This window comes from Lysobacter enzymogenes (assembly GCF_023617245.1).
GTDB lineage: Bacteria > Pseudomonadota > Gammaproteobacteria > Xanthomonadales > Xanthomonadaceae > Lysobacter > Lysobacter yananisis.
Map to the genome: position 1 here is coordinate 4,530,339 of NZ_CP067396.1, position 20,454 is coordinate 4,550,792.

Annotated in this window: 17 protein-coding genes; 11 read left to right on the forward strand and 6 right to left on the reverse strand. The window is 70.1% G+C overall.

What is annotated here, in order from left to right; all coding sequences use genetic code 11:
- The first annotated feature begins 222 nt into the window (after positions 1 to 222).
- Positions 223 to 522 carry a GlsB/YeaQ/YmgE family stress response membrane protein gene (locus JHW41_RS18715; RefSeq protein WP_250444367.1) on the forward strand — a complete coding sequence of 100 codons (300 nt, stop codon included), beginning with the start codon at positions 223 to 225 and terminating at the stop codon, positions 520 to 522.
- A gap of 252 nt (positions 523 to 774) precedes the next feature.
- Here the strand turns inward: JHW41_RS18715 and cysN are convergent, their stop codons facing one another.
- Positions 775 to 2,682, reverse strand: a complete 1,908-nt coding sequence (gene cysN / locus JHW41_RS18720; protein WP_428995569.1) for a sulfate adenylyltransferase subunit CysN — start codon at positions 2,680 to 2,682, stop codon at positions 775 to 777.
- Positions 2,683 to 2,786: 104 nt separating this feature from the next.
- A complete protein-coding gene (gene cysD, locus JHW41_RS18725; RefSeq protein WP_078996810.1) occupies positions 2,787 to 3,752 on the reverse strand; it encodes a sulfate adenylyltransferase subunit CysD in 966 nt (321 codons plus the stop codon).
- A 488-nt stretch (positions 3,753 to 4,240) separates the two neighbouring features.
- Here cysD and JHW41_RS18730 point away from each other — a divergent pair, with 488 nt between their 5' ends.
- From JHW41_RS18730 to JHW41_RS18745, 4 genes are read left to right on the forward strand one after another with little or no spacing between them, the layout of a single operon-like run.
- Positions 4,241 to 6,088 (forward strand): assimilatory sulfite reductase (NADPH) flavoprotein subunit, encoded by a 1,848-nt coding sequence (locus JHW41_RS18730; RefSeq protein WP_428995570.1) that lies wholly within the window; start codon positions 4,241 to 4,243, stop codon positions 6,086 to 6,088.
- On the forward strand, positions 6,088 to 6,360 hold the full coding sequence (locus tag JHW41_RS18735) for a hypothetical protein (RefSeq protein WP_138884756.1): 273 nt from the start codon (positions 6,088 to 6,090) through the stop codon (positions 6,358 to 6,360). The genes JHW41_RS18730 and JHW41_RS18735 overlap by 1 nt, the downstream gene beginning before the upstream one ends.
- Positions 6,357 to 8,096, forward strand: coding sequence for an assimilatory sulfite reductase (NADPH) hemoprotein subunit (cysI, locus tag JHW41_RS18740; RefSeq protein WP_250444371.1), 1,740 nt, complete (start codon positions 6,357 to 6,359; stop codon positions 8,094 to 8,096). The genes JHW41_RS18735 and cysI overlap by 4 nt, the downstream gene beginning before the upstream one ends.
- The gene (locus tag JHW41_RS18745) at positions 8,093 to 8,845 is read left to right on the forward strand and encodes a phosphoadenylyl-sulfate reductase (RefSeq protein WP_250444373.1); all 753 of its coding nucleotides are present in this window, start codon (positions 8,093 to 8,095) and stop codon (positions 8,843 to 8,845) included. Before cysI ends, JHW41_RS18745 begins: the two co-directional genes overlap by 4 nt.
- 269 nt (positions 8,846 to 9,114) lie before the next feature.
- Here the strand turns inward: JHW41_RS18745 and JHW41_RS18750 are convergent, their stop codons facing one another.
- Entirely contained in the window at positions 9,115 to 10,098 is a 984-nt protein-coding gene (locus JHW41_RS18750; RefSeq protein WP_057946616.1) for a LysR family transcriptional regulator, read from the reverse strand.
- Positions 10,099 to 10,484: 386 nt separating this feature from the next.
- Here JHW41_RS18750 and cysG point away from each other — a divergent pair, with 386 nt between their 5' ends.
- The 6 genes from cysG (at position 10,485) to JHW41_RS18780 (ending at position 16,408) form a co-directional block, all read left to right on the forward strand.
- Entirely contained in the window at positions 10,485 to 11,912 is a 1,428-nt protein-coding gene (gene cysG / locus JHW41_RS18755; RefSeq protein ID WP_250451102.1) for a siroheme synthase CysG, read from the forward strand.
- Positions 11,913 to 11,959: 47 nt separating this feature from the next.
- Positions 11,960 to 12,937 carry a cysteine synthase A gene (gene cysK / locus JHW41_RS18760; RefSeq protein ID WP_078996806.1) on the forward strand — a complete coding sequence of 326 codons (978 nt, stop codon included), beginning with the start codon at positions 11,960 to 11,962 and terminating at the stop codon, positions 12,935 to 12,937.
- 572 nt (positions 12,938 to 13,509) lie between these two features.
- A complete protein-coding gene (locus JHW41_RS18765; RefSeq protein WP_078996805.1) occupies positions 13,510 to 14,553 on the forward strand; it encodes an aminoglycoside phosphotransferase family protein in 1,044 nt (347 codons plus the stop codon).
- Between the two features lie 11 nt (positions 14,554 to 14,564).
- Positions 14,565 to 15,284: an N-acetylmuramate alpha-1-phosphate uridylyltransferase MurU gene (gene murU / locus JHW41_RS18770; protein ID WP_250451105.1), complete on the forward strand. Its 720-nt coding sequence runs from the start codon at positions 14,565 to 14,567 to the stop codon at positions 15,282 to 15,284.
- Between the two features lie 58 nt (positions 15,285 to 15,342).
- Positions 15,343 to 15,894, forward strand: coding sequence for an RNA 2'-phosphotransferase (locus tag JHW41_RS18775; protein ID WP_057946613.1), 552 nt, complete (start codon positions 15,343 to 15,345; stop codon positions 15,892 to 15,894).
- Positions 15,895 to 15,898: 4 nt separating this feature from the next.
- The gene (locus tag JHW41_RS18780; protein WP_250444655.1) at positions 15,899 to 16,408 is read left to right on the forward strand and encodes an O-acetyl-ADP-ribose deacetylase; all 510 of its coding nucleotides are present in this window, start codon (positions 15,899 to 15,901) and stop codon (positions 16,406 to 16,408) included.
- A gap of 348 nt (positions 16,409 to 16,756) precedes the next feature.
- Here JHW41_RS18780 and JHW41_RS18785 read toward each other — a convergent pair whose 3' ends face one another.
- From JHW41_RS18785 to JHW41_RS18795, 3 genes are all read right to left on the reverse strand, one after another.
- On the reverse strand, positions 16,757 to 17,818 hold the full coding sequence (locus JHW41_RS18785) for an IS30 family transposase (protein WP_057945874.1): 1,062 nt from the start codon (positions 17,816 to 17,818) through the stop codon (positions 16,757 to 16,759).
- 733 nt (positions 17,819 to 18,551) lie between these two features.
- Entirely contained in the window at positions 18,552 to 19,283 is a 732-nt protein-coding gene (gene hda, locus JHW41_RS18790; RefSeq protein WP_250444658.1) for a DnaA regulatory inactivator Hda, read from the reverse strand.
- Positions 19,280 to 20,452: an AI-2E family transporter gene (locus tag JHW41_RS18795; RefSeq protein WP_057946610.1), complete on the reverse strand. Its 1,173-nt coding sequence runs from the start codon at positions 20,450 to 20,452 to the stop codon at positions 19,280 to 19,282. Before JHW41_RS18795 ends, hda begins: the two co-directional genes overlap by 4 nt.
- Positions 20,453 to 20,454 lie beyond the last annotated feature (2 nt).

Consider the following 20,454-nt stretch of genomic DNA (forward strand, 5'->3'; position numbering starts at 1 on the left):
CGAGGCGCGAAGCTCGAGCGACCGAGCCTCGCGCTGCGTAGACGCCGGTGGTGCGACGCACTCAGGATCGACTGCGTCGCGCCTGCGCAAAAACCACGCGACGGGCTGCGCACGCAAGCGAAAACACGCCGCGAGCGGCGCGCTTTCAGCCCGGTGGCACCGGCTTAACCGCCGCCCAATCCACCCGCGACGCCCTCACGCGGCGGCGACGCCGGCGCTCACATGATCCCTGCGCACTCCATCCCGGTGCGCTCCATTCCTTCGAGGAGGCAGGCCATGTTCGGCGGCATCATTTCCACGATCATCATCGGCGCGGTCATCGGCATCCTCGCGCGCTTCTTCAAGCCGGGCGCGGATCCGATGGGATGGATCCTGACCATCCTGCTCGGCATCGCCGGCGCGTATGTCGGCAGCCTCATCTACGGCGGCGGCGGCTTCATCGGGCTGATCGTGTCGGTGGTCTGCGCGATCGTCTTGTTGTTCCTGTACGAGTTCATTCGCGGCAAGGCGGCGAAAGGCTAAGTTTAGATTCTTCGTTTCGCGGACAAGAACGCCCCGGTGGATGCCGGGGCGTTCGTTTTTGTGGCTACGCAGGCCGCGGCGGTTGCGGGTAAGCCGGTAGCCGCGAGGTTCGTCGTCGTTGCGGTGGCGCGGTCGCGGCTTGCGCCGCTCCTACAGGGCGCCAACGCAGCGGCATCGCGCCCTGCGGGAACGCGCGAGTCGCGGCCGCGCTGCGGTGCGGCGGATCGCGACGCGACTGCGAAGCCGCCGCGCTCAATCGCGCAGGTAGTCGACCACGCGCTGGGCCAGCGCCTGCGGATCGTCGTCCAGCGTCGCCAGATGCAATTCCGGCGATTCCGGCGCTTCGTACGGCGAGTCGATGCCGGTGAAGTTCGGAATCTTGCCGGCGCGCGCTTTCGCGTACAGACCCTTGACGTCGCGGCGCTCGGCTTCCTCCAGCGGCGTGTCGACGAACACCTCGACGAACTCGTCGGCGCCGAACAGCTCGCGCGCCAGTTGCCGTTCGGCGCGGAACGGCGAGATGAAGCTCACCAGCACGATCAGGCCGGCGTCGGTCATCAGCTTGGCGACTTCGGCGACGCGGCGGATGTTCTCGACCCGGTCGGCGTCGGTGAAGCCCAGGTCCTTGTTGAGGCCGTGACGGACGTTGTCGCCGTCGAGGATGAAGGTGTGGTGGCCGAGCGCGTGCAGTTGCTTGTCGACCAGATTGGCGATCGTCGACTTGCCCGAGCCCGACAGGCCGGTGAACCACACGCAGCGCGGCTTCTGCTGCTTGGCGCGGGCGCGCGCGGCGTTGTCGACGTCGACCGGCTGCCAGTGGATGTTCTCGGCCCGGCGCAGGGCGAAGTCGAGGGTGCCGGCGGCGACGGTGGCGTGGGTCTGGCGGTCGATCAGGACGAAGCTGCCGAGCTCGCGGTTGTCGCGATAGGCCTCGAACGCGATCGGCTGGTCCAGGCCGATGTTGCACGAGGCCACTTCGTTGAGTTCGAGCCGGCGCGCGGCCAACTGGGCCTGGGTGTTGACGTCGATCTTGTGCTTGATCTCGGTGACGCTGGCGCTGACCGTGCGAGTGCCGATCTTGAGCCAGTACGAACGCCCGGGCAGCAAGGGATTCGCATCCATCCACAACAGGTGCGCGGCGAACTGGTCGGCCACCTGCGCCGGTTGCGCCGCGCCGGCGATCACGTCGCCGCGGCTGATGTCGAGTTCGTCGGCGAGCGTCAGCGTGACCGCCTGCCCCGCCACCGCCTGGGCCAGATCGCCGTCGGCGGTGACGATGCGCTGCACGCGCGAGCGCCGGCCCGAAGGCAGCGCCACGATCTCGTCGCCCGGACGCACGCTGCCGGCGGCGATGGTACCGGCGAAACCGCGGAAATCCTGGTGCGGGCGGTTGACCCACTGCACCGGCAGGCGCAGGCCCAGCTCGGCGCGGTCGCGGGCGACGTCGACGGTTTCCAGGTGTTCGAGCACGCTCGGGCCGCGGTACCACGGCGTGGCGTCGGAGCGCGCGGTGAGGTTGTCGCCTTCCAGCGCCGACAGCGGCACCGCCTGCACGTGGTCGATGCCGAGCTTGGCCGCCAGTTCGCGGTACTCCTCGACGATGGCTTCGAACACGGCTTGGTCGAAACCGACCAGATCCATCTTGTTGACCGCCAGCAACACGTGGCGGATGCCGAGCAGCGAGACGATGTAGCTGTGGCGGCGGGTCTGGGTCAGCAGGCCCTTGCGCGCGTCGACCAGCACCACGGCGAGGTCGGCGGTGGACGCGCCGGTGGCCATGTTGCGGGTGTACTGCTCGTGGCCGGGGCAGTCGGCGACGATGAACTTGCGCCGCTCGGTGCCGAAGTAGCGGTAGGCCACGTCGATGGTGATGCCCTGCTCGCGCTCGGCGGCGAGGCCGTCGACGAGCAGGGCGAAATCGATCTGGCCGTTGCGGGTGCCGTGGCGGCGGCTGTCGGCGTCGAGCGCGGCCAGCTGGTCCTCGAACAGGCGCTGGGTGTCGTGCAGCAGGCGCCCGATCAGGGTGCTCTTGCCGTCGTCGACGCTGCCGCAGGTGATGAAGCGCAGCAGGCTCTTGCTCTCGTGCTGCTTGAGGTAATCGGCGACGGCCTCGCCGGCGGCGTTGGCGACCGGCGATGCGGGATTGGCGAACGCCACCACGCTGCCGCCCGTTTTCCCCGCGCCCGCCTCCGACTTCGCATCGCCCGCGTCGCCGCGTTCCGCTTCGGCCAATCCCGAATCCCGAACTCCGAATCCCGTGGCCATCAGAAGTAGCCCTCCTGCTTCTTGCGTTCCATCGAGGCGGACGGATCGTGGTCGATCATCCGGCCCTGGCGTTCGGAGGTGGTGGCCACCAGCATCTCGGCGATGATCTTCTCCAGCGTGTCGGCTTCGGATTCGATCGCGCCGGTGAGCGGATAGCAGCCCAGGGTGCGGAAGCGCACGTTGCGCACCTGCGGGGTTTCGCCGGCGCGCAGCGGCAGGCGCTCGTCGTCGACCAGGATCAGCGCGCCGTCGCGCTCGACCACCGGGCGCTTGGCCGCGAAGTACAGCGACGGCACCGGGATGCGCTCGCGGAAGATGTACAGCCACACGTCGAGCTCGGTCCAGTTCGAGATCGGGAACACGCGCACGCTCTCGCCGGCGTGGATGCGGGTGTTGTACAGGTTCCACAGCTCCGGGCGCTGGTTCTTCGGGTCCCAGCGGTGCTGCGGATTGCGGAACGAGAAGATGCGTTCCTTGGCCCGGGATTTTTCCTCGTCGCGGCGCGCGCCGCCGATGGCGGCGTCGAACTTGTTCCAGTCCAACGCCTGCTTGAGTCCCTGGGTCTTCATCACGTCGGTGTGCACGGCCGCGCCGTGGCTGACCGGGCCGATGCCCTGGGCCAGGCCGTCGGGATTCATGTGCACGCGCAGGTCGACGCCGGTCTCGGCGGCGCGGCGATCGCGGAAGGCGATCATCTCGCGGAACTTCCAGCCGGTGTCCACGTGCAGCAGCGGGATCGGCGGGCGCGCGGGATAGAACGCTTTGAGCAGCAGGTGCAGCAGCACCGAGCTGTCCTTGCCGATGGAATAGAGCATCACCGGGTTGCGGAACTCGGCCGCGACCTCGCGCAGGATGTGGATGCTCTCGGCTTCGAGCCGGTCGAGATGGCTCAGCGCCTGGGCCAGCGGCGTGGACGTGTCGGAGACGGGATCGAAGGCGGCGCTCGGTACGGGTGACGCACTCATCGCAAAGGGGCTCGCTCGCCGCGTTCCTGGGACGGCGGGACGACGCGGCGGCGTCCGGCCTGCAAAAGGTTGGGTCCGACTTCCATGGACGCCTGCGCGGCGACCCGGCATCCATGGAATCACAATGTGTGTTGCGTGTCGCGCTGCCTGCGCCGATTGCTTCCGTTGGCGCGATCCAAATGAGAACCCGGTCGCGCCGGGCGACGCGCCGCGATCGTGAATGCGGGCGCGCCGTCCTGCCCGCCTCGGCGCGGACCCGGCCGCGCGGCAGCGGCGGCGGCGACAGCGGCGGCGGCCCTCAACGGACCCCGCCACGGACACCGCCGTGGAACGCATTAGAAATCCCCCCGGATTCGGGGAGAAATGAACGCAAGGCATTAACGAATAACCGAGCATCCTTTCCGCGCGCCCGGCGCGGGCTCGTAGCCTGCGGATTCCGAAGCCAGACGCAGACCGCCACCGTGCCTGCCGCCGCCCCGTCCGCCGCGCTGCCCGCGCAGCCCCTCGCCGCTCCGCCCCTGCTCGCCGCGCCGCTGCCGGCCGACCGGCTCGACTCGCTCGCCCGTCTCACCGACGGCCTGGATCGCGACAGCCTGTGGTGGCTGTCCGGCTATGCCGCCGGGCTGGCCCGCTCCGGCCTCGCCGTGGCCACGGCCGCCGCGCCGGCTGCGGTCGAGAGCAAGACCGGCGAGCGGCTGACCGTGGTCTACGGCAGCCAGACCGGCAACGCCAAGCGCCTGGCCGAACAGCTCGCCGCGCAGGCCGAGGCCGCCGGCCTGGGCGTGCGCCTGCTGCGCGCCGACGCTTACCCGACCCGCGAACTCAAGGGCGAGCGCCTGCTGTACCTGGTGGTCAGCACCCAGGGCGACGGCGATCCGTCGGACGACGCGCGCGGCCTGGTCGACTTCATCGCCGGCAAGCGCGCGCCCGAGCTTAAGGGTGTGCACTACGCCGTGCTCGGCCTCGGCGATTCGAGCTATCCGCAGTTCTGCGCGATCGGCGCCCGCCTCGACGCACGCCTGGCCGAACTCGGCGCCACCCGCGCCTTCGCCCGCGGCGACGCCGACCTCGACATCGAAACCGTGTCCGGCCCGTGGCTGCAGCAGGCACTGGCCCAGGCCAAGGACACCCTGAAGCCGGCCGCCGCGCACCTGGCGACGGTGACGCCGCTGCGCCCGATCGCGCCGGCCGCGCCGACCCATCACCGCGACGCGCCGTTCGCCGCTGAGCTGATCGGCAACCGCCGCCTGATCGCCCGCGCCAGCAGCGCGCGCGGCGCGGTCGCCGCCGACAAGGACATCCGCCACATCGAGCTGTCGCTGGAGGATTCCGGCCTGCACTACCAGCCCGGCGACGCGCTCGGCCTGTGGCCGCGCAACCCGCCCGCGCTGGTGCAGGCGGTGCTGGAGACGCTGCAGCTCGACGGCGACGCCGCCGTCGCCCACGCCGGCCAGAACCTGCCGCTGCGCCAATGGCTCGGCGAGAAGCGCGAGCTGACCAAGCTCGCGCGTCCGTTCGTCGCCAGCCACGCCGCGCACGCGCGCAGCGACGAACTCAACCGGCTGCTCGCGCCCGACCAGTCGGCGTCGCTGGCCGAACTGCTGTCGCGCAGCCAGGTGATCGACCTGCTGCAGCGCTACGATGGCGCCTGGTCGGCCGAGGAACTGGTCGCCACGCTGCGCCCGCTGACTCCGCGCCTGTACTCGATCGCCTCCAGCCAGAAGGCGGTCGGCGAGGAAGCGCACCTGACCGTGGCCCACGTCGAGTACGAAAGCGAACTCGGCCTGCGCTGGGGCGCGGCCTCGCACCAGCTCGCCAGCGCCGAGGAAGGCGAGCGCCTGCCGGTGTTCATCGAAGCCAACGAACGCTTCCGCCTGCCCGCCGACGGCAGCCGCGACATCGTCATGATCGGCCCGGGCACCGGCGTGGCGCCGTTCCGCGGTTTCGTCCAGGACCGCGCCGCCGACGGCGCGTCCGGGCGCAACTGGCTGCTGTTCGGCAACCCGCATTTCCGCACCGACTTCCTCTACCAGACCGAGTGGCAGGCGGCGCTGAAGTCCGGCCAGCTGCACCGGCTGGACCTGGCGTTCTCGCGCGACCAGGCGCACAAGGTCTACGTCCAGCACCGCCTGCGCGAGCACGGCCGCGAACTTTACGACTGGCTGCAGAACGGCGCCCACCTGTACGTGTGCGGCGATGCCACGCGCATGGCCAAGGACGTGCATGCCGCGCTGCTGGCGGCGATCGCCGAACACGGCGGCCGCGGCGACGAAGCCGCCGAGGACTACCTCAACGATCTGCAACAACAAGGGCGCTACGCCCGGGATGTCTACTGATGTACGCCGTCGCTGTCCGCTGGTCGGAACATTACTTCGTCGAACCGCGCCGCGCGTCGCAGGCCGACGGTGCGGTTGTGGGTTCTACTGAGCGTCGCGGGACGCCCGGCTGCGCGCCCGCACCGCTTGCCCCGGCAGTCCGGATGGAGCGCGAACCCCGCGCCGGCGTTCACGAGCGCGCCGACAAGAACGCGCCGCCGCCGTCGCGACGCGCTCCGTTCGGGCTGCAACTGCGGGCCTTCCGCCGCGGCTTCGCCGGAGCCGCCGCATGAGCGCGCATTCGGTCGAGGACATCAAGCAGTCCAGCGCGCGCCTGCGCGGCAGCTTGCTGGAGAGTCTGGCCAACCCCTTGACCGGGGCGCTCAACGACGACGACCAGACCCTGATCAAGTACCACGGCAGCTACCAGCAGGACGACCGCGACGTGCGCGAAGAGCGCCGCGTGGCCAAGCTGGAGCCGGCCTACAGCTTCATGATCCGCACCCGCACCCCGGGCGGCGTGGTCTCGCCGCAGCAATGGCTCAAGCTCGATTCCGTCGCCACCCGTTTCGCCGAGCGCGGCCTGCGCATCACCACCCGCCAGGCGTTCCAGTACCACGGCGTGATCAAGACCGAGCTCAAGGCGACGATGCAGGCGATCAACGCCGCCCTGCTCGACACCCTCGCCGCGTGCGGCGACGTCAACCGCAACGTCGCGGTGGCGGCCAATCCGCAGGTCAGCGCCAGCCACGCGCAGGTGTTCGCCCAGGCCGCGGCGCTGTCGGAACACCTGTTGCCGAAGACCCGCGCCTATTACGAGATCTGGCTCGACGAGGAACTCGTCGCCGGCAGCGGCAGCGAGGACGAGTCGATCTACGGCCAGGCCTACCTGCCGCGCAAGTTCAAGATCGGCTTCGCGATCCCGCCGTACAACGACGTCGACGTGTTCGCCCAGGACCTGGGCTACATCGCCATCCTCGAAGACGGGGAGCTGCTGGGCTACAACGTCACCGTCGGCGGCGGCATGGGCGCGACCCACGGCGACGCCGAGACCTACCCGCGCGTCGCCGACGTGATCGGCTTCGTCACCCCGGATCAGGTGATCGCGGTCGGCGTGGCCGTGGTCACCGCCCAGCGCGATTTCGGCAACCGCCAGGTGCGCAAGCGCGCGCGGCTCAAGTACACCATCGACGATCGCGGTCTGGACTGGTTCAAAGCGGAAGTCGAACGGCGCGCCGGTTTCACTCTCCTTCCGGCGCGTCCGTTCGCCTTCCGCCACAACGGCGACCGCTTCGGCTGGGTCGAGGGCGACGACGGCCGCGCGCACCTGACCCTGCGCATTCCCGCCGGACGCATCGTCGACGGCGCGCTCGACGGCCGCGGCGAGGAAGTGACCCACCTCAGCGGCTTGCGCGCGATCGCCGAACTGCTGCTCGACGCCGAAGGCGCGCAGTTCCGGATGACGCCGAACCAGAACCTGACCATCGCCGGCGTGCCGGCGGCGTCGCGCGAGCGCGTCGATGCGCTGGTCGCGCAGCACCGCCTGGACGGCCACGTCAGCGCCAGCCCGGTGCGGCGCAACGCGCTGGCTTGCGTGGCGCTGCCGACCTGCGGCCTGGCCATGGCCGAGGCCGAGCGCTACCTGCCCGAGTTCGTCGACGCGCTGGAAACGTTGCTGCAGCGCCATGCGATCGCCGACGCGCCGATCAACCTGCGCCTCAGCGGCTGCCCCAACGGCTGCTCGCGCCCCTACCTGGGCGAGATCGCCTTGGTCGGCAAGGCGCCGGGCCGCTACAACCTGATGCTCGGCGCCGACCATCGCGGCCAGCGCCTGAACACGCTGTATCGCGAAAACATCGTCGAGGCCGAGATCCTCGCCGCGCTCGATCCGCTGCTGGCCGGCTACGCCGGCGAGCGCGAAGACGGCGAAGGCTTCGGCGACTACCTGGTGCGCCGTCAGGTCGTGACGGTGCCCTATCCCACGCCCACCGGCATCCCCGTCGAACTGGTTGCACAGGCCCGCCCATGAGCGCTCCGACCGATCCCGTCACCGCCGCCGAGTCGCCGCGCGCGCTCGCCGAACTCAACGCCTGGCTGGCAACCCAGACGGCCGAGCAGCGCGTGGCCTGGGCGCTGGAGAACACCGCCGGCGAACACGCCCTGTCGTCCAGCTTCGGCGCGCAGTCGGCGGTGTCGCTGCACATGGTCGCGCGGCAGGCGCCGCGCATTCCGGTGATCGTGATCGACACCGGCTACCTGTTCCCGGAAACCTACCGCTTCATCGACGAACTCGGCGAACGCCTGGCGCTGAACCTCAAGGTCTATCGCCCGCAGATGGGCGCGGCGTGGATGGAAGCGCGCTTCGGCAAACTGTGGGAACAGGGGCTGGAAGGCCTGGAGCGCTACAACCGCCTGCGCAAGGTCGAGCCGATGCAGCGCGCACTGGCCGAACTGGGCGTGCGCACCTGGATCGCCGGCCTGCGCCGCAGCCAATCGGGCAGCCGCGCCGGGCTGGAGTTCCTGCAACTCAAGGACGGCCGCTGGAAGCTGCATCCGTTGGCCGACTGGAGCGACCGCGACGTGTGGCAGTACCTGCAGACGCACGAACTGCCCTATCACCCGCTGTGGCACGACGGCTACGTATCCATCGGCGACGTCCACACCACGCGCCGGCTGGAGCCGGGCATGCGCGAGGAAGACACCCGCTTCTTCGGACTCAAGCGCGAATGCGGGCTGCACTTCGACAGCGAGCCGGCGCAGGAGAACCAGGCCGCCTGATCGCGGCCGGGGCGACGCCGCTGCGACGCTGCTACAGGCAGATCGCGGTCGAAGCCGGATGCCCCCTGTAGGAGCGACGCAAGTCGCGACCGCGACCATGCGGCTGCGACGAAACTTCCGCCGCGAGCGGCCGCCCCGCGGTCGCGACTCGCGTCGCTCCTACAGGCAGATCGCGCAGCGATTTCGCGATCGGGAAGGAGGTGGAAACGAAAATCCTCCGCGCCTCGCCGCGCGAGGCATCGCGCGGGATTCGCGGTATCCACCCGCGCTCAGGAACTGATCGACTGGGTCAGCTCGATCCAGCTCGGCGCCTTCGGCCACGCCGGTTCGAGGTTGCCTTCCAGCACCCGCCGCAGGTCGCGCCGGTCGATCTGCGGCGCCAGGCCGTGGACCAGTTCCAGCGCATAGTCGCGCAGCACGCGCGCGCGCGGGATCACCGCCCAGGTGATGCATTCGGGCACCGCGTCGGGCGCGGTCAGGGCCTTGAGATCGTCGTCGCGCGAGGTCACCGCCATTTCGGCCAGCAGGCCCACGCCCAGGCCGGTGCGCACGTAGGTCTTGATCAGGTCGGCGTCGCGCGCGGTCATCGCCAGTTGCGGCTCGTGGCCGCCGGCGGCGAAGGCGCGGCGCAGCGAGGATTCGGGCCGGGTCGAGGATTCGTAGCTGATCAGCGGCTGCGCCGCCAGTTCGGCCAGGGTCGGCGCGCGGTCGAGCTTGGCCAGCGGATGCGCGCGCGGCACCAGCACCACCCGGCGCCAGCGGAACAACGGCACCGCCAGGCCGCCCTCGGGCGGCGCGCCGGCGGTACTGATCACCGCCAGATCGGCGTTGCCGTGCGAGAGATGCGCGAGCACCTCGCCGTCGGCCGCGGCCTGCAGGTGCACGCTGACCTGGGGGAAGTCGCGCTTGACCTGGGCGATCGCCGGCGGCAGCACGTAGCGCGCCTGGGTGTGGGTGGTCGACAGCACCAGCCGGCCGGCGTGCTGGCCGCGCTCGTTGGCGGCGTAGGCGCGGATGTTGGCCGCCTCCTCGAGGATGCGCCGCGCATGCGCGAGCACACGCTCGCCGGCCGGCGCGATCGCCTCCAGGCTGCGGCCCTTGCGCACGAACAACAGAAAGCCCAGCTCGTCCTCGAGCTGCTTGAGCTGCTTGGACAGGCCGGGCTGAGTGGCGTGGACGCGTTCGGCGGCGAGGGTGATGTTGAGGCCGGAATCGGCGATGGCGACCAGGTAGCGCAGCTGGGTGAGGGTCATGGGGTGGCGATCCAGAAAGAGTGTCGGGGCGCGATGCGGCGAACGGCGCGGCTGCGACAACAGCCGGCGGCCGCGTTGCCGCGGCGGCTCGGGCGCATCGCACGCATTCGCTGGCACATCGTGTCCACGTATTTATCGCTCTATTCGGATGAAAGGATTTATAGATTAACCAGCCGTATAACCCGTGTCCAGTATCCGTCCGGCAACGCTGCGGCTCATTACGTGACGGCATGTGCAAAGGCGGGGCCGTCATTTCCGCCGCGCCGGGCGACGGCCGTAGGGTCGTCGCATCCTCCCTCCCGACGCCCCACGCCGCCGTGACCCGCGCCTCGTCCCGCTCCGAGCACGACAACGCACCGCAGGCCGGCGAACGGCCGGGCGGCGGCTTGTTCCCGCTGTTCGCCGACCTGCGCGGCCGCGGCGTGCTGGTGGTCGGCGGCGGCGCGGTCGCCCAGCGCAAGACCGCGGCCCTGCTCGACGCCGGCGCCACGGTGCGGGTCGGCGCGCCCACGCTCAATCCGGGCTTGAGCGCCTGGGCCGCCGAAGGGCGCATCGAACACTTGCCCGGCGAATTCGCGCCGCAGTGGCTGGATGAAGCCTGGCTGGCGATCGCCGCCACCGACGACGCCGCGGTCAACCGCGCGGTCGCCGCGGCCGGCGAAGCGCGGCGGATCTGGGTCAACGTGGTCGACGACGTCGAGGCCTCCGGCTTCCACGTGCCGGCGCGGGTCGAGCGCGGGCCGGTGCAGATCGCCATCTCCAGCGGCGGCGGCGCGCCGATGCTGGCGCGGCACCTGCGCGAAAAACTCGAGACCGAGCTGGACGAATCGCTGGGCGCGCTGGCGCAGTTGCTCAACCGCGAACGCGCGCGCATCCGCCGCCACTATCCCGACCTCGGCCAGCGCCGCCGCTTCTTCGAACGCGTGCTGGCCGGCGCGATTCCGGCGCTGCTGCGCGACGGCCGCCACGACGAGGCGCAACGCGCGTTCGGCGCGGCCCTGATCGACGACAAACCCGCCGCGCCGCCGGCCGGTTCGGTGGTGCTGGTCGGCGCCGGTCCCGGCGACGCCGGATTGATGACGCTGCGCGGCCTGCGCGCGCTCAACCAGGCCGACGTGATCCTGCACGACCGCCTGGTCAGCCGCGACGTGCTGCGACTGGCGCGACGCGACGCCGAGCTGATCGAAGTCGGCAAGCAGGCCGGCAACCACCACACCACCCAGGAACGCATCCACGAGCTGATGCTCGAACATGCGCGCGCCGGCAAGCGCGTGGTCCGGCTCAAGGGCGGCGATCCGTTCGTGTTCGGCCGCGGCGGCGAAGAACTGGAAGTGCTGGCGCAGGCCGGCATCGGCTTCGAAGTCGTGCCCGGCATCACTGCCGCGCTGGCCTGCGCCGCCTATGCCGGCGTGCCGCTGACCCATCGCGATCACGCGCAGTCGCTGCGCCTGGTCACCGCGCACCTCAAGGATTCGGCCGGCGACCTCGACTGGCAGGCGCTGGCGCAGGACAAACAGACCCTCGCCGTCTACATGGGCGTGGCCGGCCTGGACGTGCTGCGCGACAAACTGATCGAACACGGCCGCTCCGCCAGCACGCCGTTCGCGCTGATCGAAAACGGCTCGCGGCCCGGACAGCGCGTGGTCACCGGCACCCTGGCCGACCTCGCCGAACGCGCGCAAGGCCATCGCGTGCAGTCGCCGGCGCTGCTGATCGTCGGCGAAGTCGCGGCGCTGGCGCAGCGCCTGCACTGGTTCGGCCCGGCGCCGCTGACCGAACCGCCCGCCGACGCCGCGCTGGCCCGGGCCGCCTGATTCCGCGCCACCCGATTCCTCATACCCCACGCCACGGGAGCCTCCTCATGTCGCTGCACGAAAGCATCCTCGACACCATCGGCGACACGCCGATCGTCAAGCTCCACCGCATCGCGCCCAAGCACGTCACCCTCTACGCCAAGGTCGAATCGTTCAATCCCGGCGGCTCGGTCAAGGACCGGCTCGCGCTGGCGATCGTGCTCGACGCCGAGCAGCGCGGCCTGCTCAAGCCCGGCCAGACGATCGTGGAAGCGACTTCGGGCAACACCGGCATCGCCCTGGCGATGGTCGCCGCCGCGCGCGGCTATCCGTTCGTGGCGGTGATGACCGAGACCTTCTCGATCGAGCGGCGCAAGCTGATGCGCGCGTACGGCGCCAAGGTCATCCTGACGCCGGCCGCCGAGCGCGGCACCGGCATGGTGCGCAAGGCCGCCGAACTGGCCGAGCAGCACGGCTGGTTCCTCGCCCGCCAGTTCGAGAACCCGGCCAACCCGGCCTACCACCGCAACACCACCGGTCCGGAGATCCTGCGCGACTTCGCCGGCAAGCGGCTGGACTACTTCGTGTCCGGCTGGGGCACCGGCGGCACCCTCAGCGGCGCCGGCCAGATCCTCAAGCTGGCTCGGCCGGACCTGAAGATCGTCACCTCCGAGCCGGCCGGCGCCTCGCTGCTCGGCGGCAAGGACTGGCAGCCGCACAAGATCCAGGGCTGGACCCCGGACTTCGTCCCGGCCGTGCTCGACCGCGGCATCGCCGACGAGATCCGTCCGATCGACGACGTGCTCGCGCGCGACACCGCGCGCCGCCTCGCCGCCGAGGAAGGCCTGTTCGTCGGCATCTCCGCCGGCGCCACCGTCGCCGCCGCGCTGGAAGTCGCGCAAAACGCGGCGGAAGGCTCGGTGCTGCTGGCGATGCTGCCCGACACCGGCGAACGCTACCTGTCGACGTTCCTGTTCGAGGGCGTCAACGAAGGCTCCGACGACGAATGGCTGAAGTCGTTGCAGGCCGAGGAGATTGCCGCCTGAGCCAAGCGCGGCATACGCAGCGAAGCCGGGCGCGACCGGCGCGCGCCTAGGACGCACCGTCGCGGATGTGCCGCCGCGACGGGTCGGAACCCGCGCCGGCTTCGCTGCGTGCTGTACCCCGCGGCGACGCGGATTTCGGATTCCGGCTTCACCGTTGCGCGCTTCATCCGTTGGGTTTGATCGAGTCGACGTTGCACCGCCGCGCGCGCTCCAGGACCGGCGCGCGGCGAGGTTCCACCCGGGCACCCGTAGGGCGGGGCCCGCGGCGCACGACGCTGGGAGTGGCGGTGGCGACCGTTCCCGGCCGAAGGCGTCGCGGGCTTCGCCCTACACTTTTTGGCTGACCGGCGACAACGCTGCTCCCCTGTGGGAGCGGCGCGAGTCGCGACCGCGACAACGCAACTGCGCCGAAGGCCACGACGCGGGCGGACACCCCGCGGTCGCGGCTTGCGCCGCTCCTACAACAAGCGGCCGCAACGACGCCCGCGGCCGCGACGTTCGGGCCGTGCGGTTGCGCTCCGCGCCCGGCCGGCTACCCTGTGCGCCGGCGGCCTTCGCCGCGTGGAGCCCGCATGACCCAGCCGCACCCCTCCGACCGCGACGCCGCGCGCCTGGCCTGGGCCCGCGCCGCGACCGGCGACGACCGCCTCGACCTCGTCCGCGCCTCCTTCGACGCCGGTTTCCGCAGCTACTGGCGCGGCCGCGTGCACGCCGGCGCGGCCCGTCCCGAAGGCGAGGTCATCGTCATGGACTCGCCGCCGGAGCTGGAGGACCCGCGTCCCTGGCTGCGCCTGCGCGAAGTGCTGGAAGCCGGCGGCGTGCGCGTGCCGCAGGTGTACCGCGCCGACCCCGACCAGGGCTTCCTGCTGCTGGAGGATCTCGGCCGCGAGACCGTCCTGCAGGCGGTGGAAGCCGGGCGCGCCGACGCCGACGCGATGTTCGACGCCGCGTTCGGGCAATTGCTGAAGATCCAGGCCCTGCCCTGCCCCGACGACCTGCCGCCGTACGACGAAGCCTTCCTGACCCGCGAACTGCGCCTGTTCGACGAATGGTTCCTCGGCCGCCACCTGGGCGCGACGCTCGATTGCGGCGACCTGGAGCGGCTCGACCTCGCCTACCGCCGCATCCTCGACAACGTGCTGGCCCAGCGCCAGGTGTTCATCCATCGCGATTTCATGCCGCGCAACCTGATGCCCATCGCCGACGGACTGGCGGTGATCGACTTCCAGGGCGCGTTGCGCGGGCCGATCGCCTACGACCCGATCAGCCTGTTCCGCGACGCCTTCGTGAGCTGGCCGGAGGAGCGCGTGGAAACGTGGCTGGCGCGCTACCACGCGCGCGCCGTCGCCGCCGGCATCGCGCTGCCGGATTACCCGCGCTTCCGCCGCGACGCGGACTTCGCCGGACTGCAGCGCCACATCAAGATCCTCGGCCTGTTCGCGCGCCTGCACCACCGCGACGGCAAGCCCAAGTACCTCGCCGACGCGCCGCGCTTCCTCGGCTACCTCGATCTGGTGCTGCCGCGCTACCCGGAACTGCGGCCGCTGAGCGAGATCGTCGAGCGCTACGTGCGTCCGGCGCTGGCCGCGGGCGCCGACGCGCCGGAACGCGCATGAGCGCGCCGGCGATGAAGGCGCTGATCTTCGCCGCCGGCCTGGGCGAACGCATGCGGCCGCTGACCCTGCACACGCCCAAGCCGCTGCTGCCGGTGGGCGGCAAGCCGCTGATCGAATGGCACCTGGAAAAACTCGCCGCGCTGGGCGTCGCGGACGTCGTGGTCAACACCTCATGGCTGGCCGAGCGATTTCCCGCCGCGCTCGGCGACGGGTCGCGCTGGGGCCTGCGGCTGCGCTATTCCTACGAAGGCCCGACCCCGCTGGAAACCGGCGGCGGCATGCTCAAGGCGCTGGCGCTGCTGCAGGAAGATGCCGATCCGCAAGCGCCGTTCCTGGTCGCCAACGGCGACATCTGGACCGACTACGACTTCGCCGCGCTGCCGCGCGCGTTCGACGGCGACGCGCACCTGCTGCTGGTCGACAACCCGCCGCAGCATCCGCGCGGCGATTTCCAGCTCGACGCCGACGGCCGCGTCGGCAACGACGGCGACCGCAAGCTCACCTACGCCGGCATCGGCCTGTATCGCGCCGGGCTGTTCGACGACTGGCGCGGCGCGCTCGGCGACGCCGCCGGCAGCGAACTCGATCCGCCGCGTTTCAGCATCGTGCCGCTGCTGCGCCGGGCCGCCGACCGCGGCCGCCTGCGCGGCTCGCACCACCACGGCCGCTGGACCGACGTCGGCACCCCCGAACGCCTGCGCGAACTGGACGCGACGTTCGTCGCCGACTGACGGCCGCCGCGGCACTGGCGTCGGCGCCGGTGCGGGCCTAGCATCCGCGCCGACGCTTATGACCGACCAACACAAGACACTCAGCAAGTTCCTCAGCCTCGTCCTGCGCCACGAACCGCAGGCCATCGGCCTGACCCTCGACGCCCAGGGCTGGGCCGAGATCGACGAATTCATCGCCAAGGCCGGCGCCCACGGCAAGCTGTACAGCCGCACGCTGATCGAACGCATCGTGCGCGACAACGACAAGCAGCGCTTCAAGCTCAGCGACGACGGCCTGCGCATCCGCGCCAACCAGGGCCATTCCATCGACATCGACCTGGCCCTGCAGCCGATCGAACCGCCGGCCACGCTCTACCACGGCACCGCCACCCGCTTCGCCGGCTCGATCCGCAAGACCGGGCTGGAAAAGCGCAGCCGCCAGCACGTGCACCTCTCGCTCGACCGCGACACCGCGGTCAAGGTCGGCAGCCGCCACGGCACGCCGCTGGTGCTGCACGTGCGCGCCGGCGCGATGCACGCGCAAGGCATCGCGTTCTATCGCGCCGACAACGGGGTGTGGCTCACCGATGCGGTGGCGCCGCAGTTCATCGACTGGCCCGCGCAGGGGTGAAGCGATGAAACTGCGCGCGATCCGGGCCGACATCACCACCCTGGCGCTGGACGCGATCGTCAACGCGGCCAACTCCTCGCTGCTCGGCGGCGGCGGCGTGGACGGTGCGATCCATCGCGCCGCCGGACCCGCGCTGGTGGCCGAATGCCGCCTGCTCGGCGGCTGCAAGACCGGCGAGGCCAAGCTCACCGGCGGCCATCGGCTGCCGGCGAAGCATGTGATCCACACGGTCGGACCGGTCTGGCGCGGCGGCGACCACGGCGAACCGGCGCTGTTGGCGGCGTGTTACCGCAACAGCCTCGCCATCGCCGCCGCTCGCGGCTTCGCGTCGATCGCGTTTCCGTGCATCAGCACCGGCATCTTCGGCTACCCCGCCGAGGCGGCGGCGCGCGTCGCGATGGAGACAGTGCGAGCGCATGCGCTCGCCGCCGAAGCGCCCGCGGATGTGGTGCTGTGTTGTTTCGGCGAGGCCAACCTGGCGATTTACCTGGCCTTGCTGGGCGAAGACGGTTAACGCGGCGCGGAGCAAACGCAGCCCCGCCGCCGTATACCGAAGCCAGCGCCCCGCAAACCGCGATTCAGGCGAGCGCTGACGTCCATCGAAACGACGCAGCTCCGTCCGTCGTTCCGGCGAAAGCTGGAATCCGTCTTGCCGCTGCCGTCGTTGCTGTTGCTGTTGTCGTTGCCCTCAGCTTGGACGCAACCTCGACAGAGGCCGCAGCCGCGCAGACCCGGAGGGCGCGCGCATGGATGCGCGCGTGCGCCGTAGGGGCATGGATGCCCCTTACGGCGCATCCCCGCGCCCGGTGCTGGACTTAGTGGCTTGTGACCTTAAACAAGCGTTTTTCTTTGGCTGGCGGAGTCAATGTCCAAGTGCATCACCCTGCGCCCGCGGGTTTTTGAGTTCCTCATAGAGCACCTCGACGGGCGAGCGCCTGCCCAGGCTACGGCGGGGGCGGTTGTTCATTTCCCACGCCACCTCTTTGAGGCGCTGCGCAGAATGCACCGACAGATCGGTGCCCTTGGGAAAGTATTGCCGCAACAAGCCGTTGGTGTTTTCGCAGGTTCCGCGTTGCCACGGGCTATGGGGGTCGGCGAAGTAGATCGCTAAACCAGTGCGTTCGCTCAACTGCCGATGCGATGCCATTTCCTTGCCCTGGTCGTAGGTCAAGGTCTTCTTCAAACTTTCCGGCACGCCTTCGAACGCCGAGCTGAAGGCCTCCAGCACCGTGTGCGCGGTCGCGTCGGCGAGCTTGACCAGCTTGACGTACAAGGTGCGGCGGCAGACCAATACCCCAATCGCCGAGCGGTTGTGCGCGCCCACGATCAGGTCGCCCTCCCAATGCCCCGGCATCAGGCGCTCATGCGCGGCCGGCGGCCGCAGGCGGATGTTGGGCAGATCCGGCAGATGGCCGCGGGCGTCGCTTCCCTGGCGCGTGCGGCGGCCGGACTTGCGCCCCTGCCGCAGCAGACGGGTCACCTGGCGGCGCAATTCGCCGCGCGGCATCGCATAAATCGCGGTATAGATCGTTTCGTGCGACACGCGCAGCCAGGGCCGGTCCGGGTACAGATCCCGCAGTTTGTCGGCAATCTGTTGCGGCGACCAGCACCGTTCCAGCCAATAGCGCACGCGTCGCCACAGCACGGTGTCGCGTCGCAGCTTGCGGCGCACCCGCGCCCGTCGCCGCAGTCGCTGGGCCCGCCGGCCCGCCCGGGTCGCATCGTAGCCAGGGTCGAAACGGGGGCGTCCGCGTAGCGGCGGCCCCGAATGGGACCGAAACCCATTACGGCGCAACTCGCGAGCAATTGTGCTTTGCGCCCGACCCAACGTCTGGGCGATTTGCCGTCCGCTCGCCCCTTGGGCGATCAAGACCATGATGGCCCCGCGCTCTTCTGCGCTCAGATGCGAATACTGCTGGCCCATTCACAGTGCCTCACTGAGGTGATGCACTTGAGGTTAGAGACCAGCGCTACTTTCTTTTGTCGCGCTGACAAAAGAAAGTAGCTCGGCCGCTTGCGGACGAAAGCTTTTGATGTTGGCTTGTCGTCACGCGACACATCGCTAACGGCGAAAGCAGCAGCAACGTCAACATGGGTTCCGGCTTTCGCCGGAATGACGGTTGTGGGGTTGCGTATCCGACTGTAGGAGCGGCGCGAGCCGCGACCGCGCCATCGCAATTACGCCGTAACTTTCGCTGCAGGTGCGATGGCGCGGTCGCGGCTTGCGCCGCTCCTACAGGGGGGGGCGTGCCGCGGTGGGTTCTGCGTTTGCGTGTTCGTTCGGGTGACGACAAGCGGAGATCAAAAGCTTCCGTCCGCAAGCGGCCGGGTCACTTTCTTTGTCTGAAGCCACAAAGAAAGTAACCAAAGAAAGGGCCTTATCTTTTTCGAATCAAGAGCCACTAGGGCTCGAAAGGGGCGCGGGGCCGCGCCATAAGGGGCATCCTGCCCCATGCGCGCGCCCTCCGGGGCTGCGCGGCTGCTGCTTCGGCTCGAAGGTGAGCTTAAGCAACGGCAAAAGCTATCAACGACCACAGCAACCGCAACCGCGACGGCAAAATGGATTCCAGCTTCCGCTGGAATGACGGGGTTGGGGCCGCGTGGAGAAGGGAATGAAGCCGCATGGCTTCGTTGGATCCGCCAACGCGGCTATCGACTCAAGTTTCGTCGTCGATCGTGCGCTTGAGGAACGGCACCGTGATGCGCCGCTGCGCGGCCAGCGAGGCGCGGTCGAGCTTGTCCAGCAACTGGGTCAGGCCGCCGAGGTCGCGGTCCATGCGCTTGAGCATCCATTCCAGCGCCGCTTCTTCCAGCGCCAGCCCGCGCCGCTGCGCGCGCTGGCGCAGGACCTGGGCGCGGCCGTCGTCGTCGAGCGGGGTCAGCACAATGCGGGTGCACTGCGACAGGCGCGAGCGCAGGTCCGGCAAGGTCAGCTTGAGTTCGTCGGGGTTCTCGCGCGAGGCGTAGATCACCACGATGCCGGCCTGGCGCGCGCGGTTGTGGGTGTCGAACAAGGCGATCTCGTCCTCGCGCCGGCCGGCGATCGCTTCGATCCCGTCCAGCGCCAGCAGGTCGTTGTTGGTGTCCAGCGACTGCAACGCCTCGCGCAGCCGGCCGACCGCCGCGCTCAGCGGCACGTAGGCGGCGCGGCGGCCGGCGATGTCGGCCTGGGCGCACGCGGCCAGCAGCAGGTGGGTCTTGCCGACCCCGGACGGGCCGGCCAGGTAGACCCAGTCCGCGCCGGAGGGATCGCGGTAGCCCGCGGTTTCCTCGTCGCTGCTCGCCAGGGAACGCAACTGCGCGATCGCGCCGTCGGGCGCATTCACATAGGTTTCCAAACGCTGATCCGGCGAATGACGCAGGGCCAGCGGCAACTGCGGAATGCTCACTGCTTGCTCTCGCGCTCCGCTGCGTCCGCGCCGGCCGGCGCCAGCGCCGGTTCCAGCGGCGCGACCGGTTGGTCGCCCGCGTACAGGCGGCTGTGGGTGTAGCGCTCCTGGGCGTAGCGCAGCAGCACGTTGGCCACCGCCGCCACCGGCAGCGCCAGCAGCATGCCGAGGAAGCCGAACAGTTGGCCGCCGGCCAGCACGGCGAAGATCACCGCCACCGGATGCAGGCCGATGCGGTCGCCGACCAGCTTCGGGGTCAGCCAGTAGCTTTCCACCACCTGGCCCACGCCGAACACCGCGAGCACGCCGAGCACGTGCTTCCAGTCGCCGTACTGCACCAGCGCGGCGATCACGCCGAGGATGATGCCGCTGGCCGGGCCCAGGTAAGGCACGAAGGTCAGCAGGCCGGCGATGATGCCGATCAGGATGCCCAGATCCAGGCCGACGCCCCACAGGCCGACGCCGTACATCACGCCCAGCGCCAGCATCACCAGGAACTGGCCGCGCAGGAACGCGCCGAGCACGTCGTTGGATTCCTTGGCCAGGCGGCTGACCGTGCCGAGGTAGTCGCGCGGGATCAGCGAGGCGACGCGTTCGACCAGCTTGTCCCAGTCGCGCAGGAAGAAGAAGGTCAGCACCGGCAGCAGGGCGATGTTGGCGACCATCGCGATCAGGGCGAAGCCCGAGCGCGACAGATAGCCCAGCAAGGTGGTGGCGACGCCGCCGGCGCGCTCCCAGTTGCTGCGCACCAGCTCGATGATGTGGTTGAGGTCGAGCCAGACGCTGATCTGGAAGCCGGTGCGCTGCTCCAGCCACGGGATCGCGGTCTCGGTGAACCAGGCGCGGTAGGTCGGCAGCGACACGATCAAGGTGGTGATCTGGCGCTCGATCAGCGGCACCAGGATCACCAGCACCAGCACCACCAGCAGCGCCATCAGGGTGAACACCAGCGCCACCGAGGTGTTGCGCGAGCGGCCGGTGCGCTCGATCCGGTCGACCAGCGGATCGCCGAGCCAGCCGAGCATGGCGGCGACGACGAACGGGGTCAGCACCGGGGCCAGCACCCACAGCAGCCAGCATGCGCCGACACCGAGCGCCGTCCATTGCAGGCGGCGCAGGAACAGGGCGATGTCTTCGAGCGGGGCGCGCACAGGCGTCGGGTCGGTCATGC

Bases quoted from the DNA above. Each gene is read 5' to 3' on its own strand.
- cysD (WP_078996810.1), bottom strand. From the start codon at position 3,752: ATGAGTGCGTCACCCGTACCGAGCGCCGCCTTCGATCCCGTCTCCGAC.
- JHW41_RS18750 (WP_057946616.1), bottom strand. From the start codon at position 10,098: ATGACCCTCACCCAGCTGCGCTACCTGGTCGCCATCGCCGATTCCGGC.
- JHW41_RS18780 (WP_250444655.1), top strand. From the start codon at position 15,899: ATGAAACTGCGCGCGATCCGGGCCGACATCACCACCCTGGCGCTGGAC.
- cysI (WP_250444371.1), top strand. From the start codon at position 6,357: ATGAGCGCGCATTCGGTCGAGGACATCAAGCAGTCCAGCGCGCGCCTG.
- JHW41_RS18745 (WP_250444373.1), top strand. From the start codon at position 8,093: ATGAGCGCTCCGACCGATCCCGTCACCGCCGCCGAGTCGCCGCGCGCG.
- murU (WP_250451105.1), top strand. From the start codon at position 14,565: ATGAAGGCGCTGATCTTCGCCGCCGGCCTGGGCGAACGCATGCGGCCG.
- JHW41_RS18795 (WP_057946610.1), bottom strand. From the start codon at position 20,452: ATGACCGACCCGACGCCTGTGCGCGCCCCGCTCGAAGACATCGCCCTG.
- JHW41_RS18775 (WP_057946613.1), top strand. From the start codon at position 15,343: ATGACCGACCAACACAAGACACTCAGCAAGTTCCTCAGCCTCGTCCTG.
- cysK (WP_078996806.1), top strand. From the start codon at position 11,960: ATGTCGCTGCACGAAAGCATCCTCGACACCATCGGCGACACGCCGATC.
- JHW41_RS18785 (WP_057945874.1), bottom strand. From the start codon at position 17,818: ATGGGCCAGCAGTATTCGCATCTGAGCGCAGAAGAGCGCGGGGCCATC.
- JHW41_RS18735 (WP_138884756.1), top strand. From the start codon at position 6,088: ATGTACGCCGTCGCTGTCCGCTGGTCGGAACATTACTTCGTCGAACCG.
- JHW41_RS18765 (WP_078996805.1), top strand. From the start codon at position 13,510: ATGACCCAGCCGCACCCCTCCGACCGCGACGCCGCGCGCCTGGCCTGG.
- JHW41_RS18715 (WP_250444367.1), top strand. From the start codon at position 223: ATGATCCCTGCGCACTCCATCCCGGTGCGCTCCATTCCTTCGAGGAGG.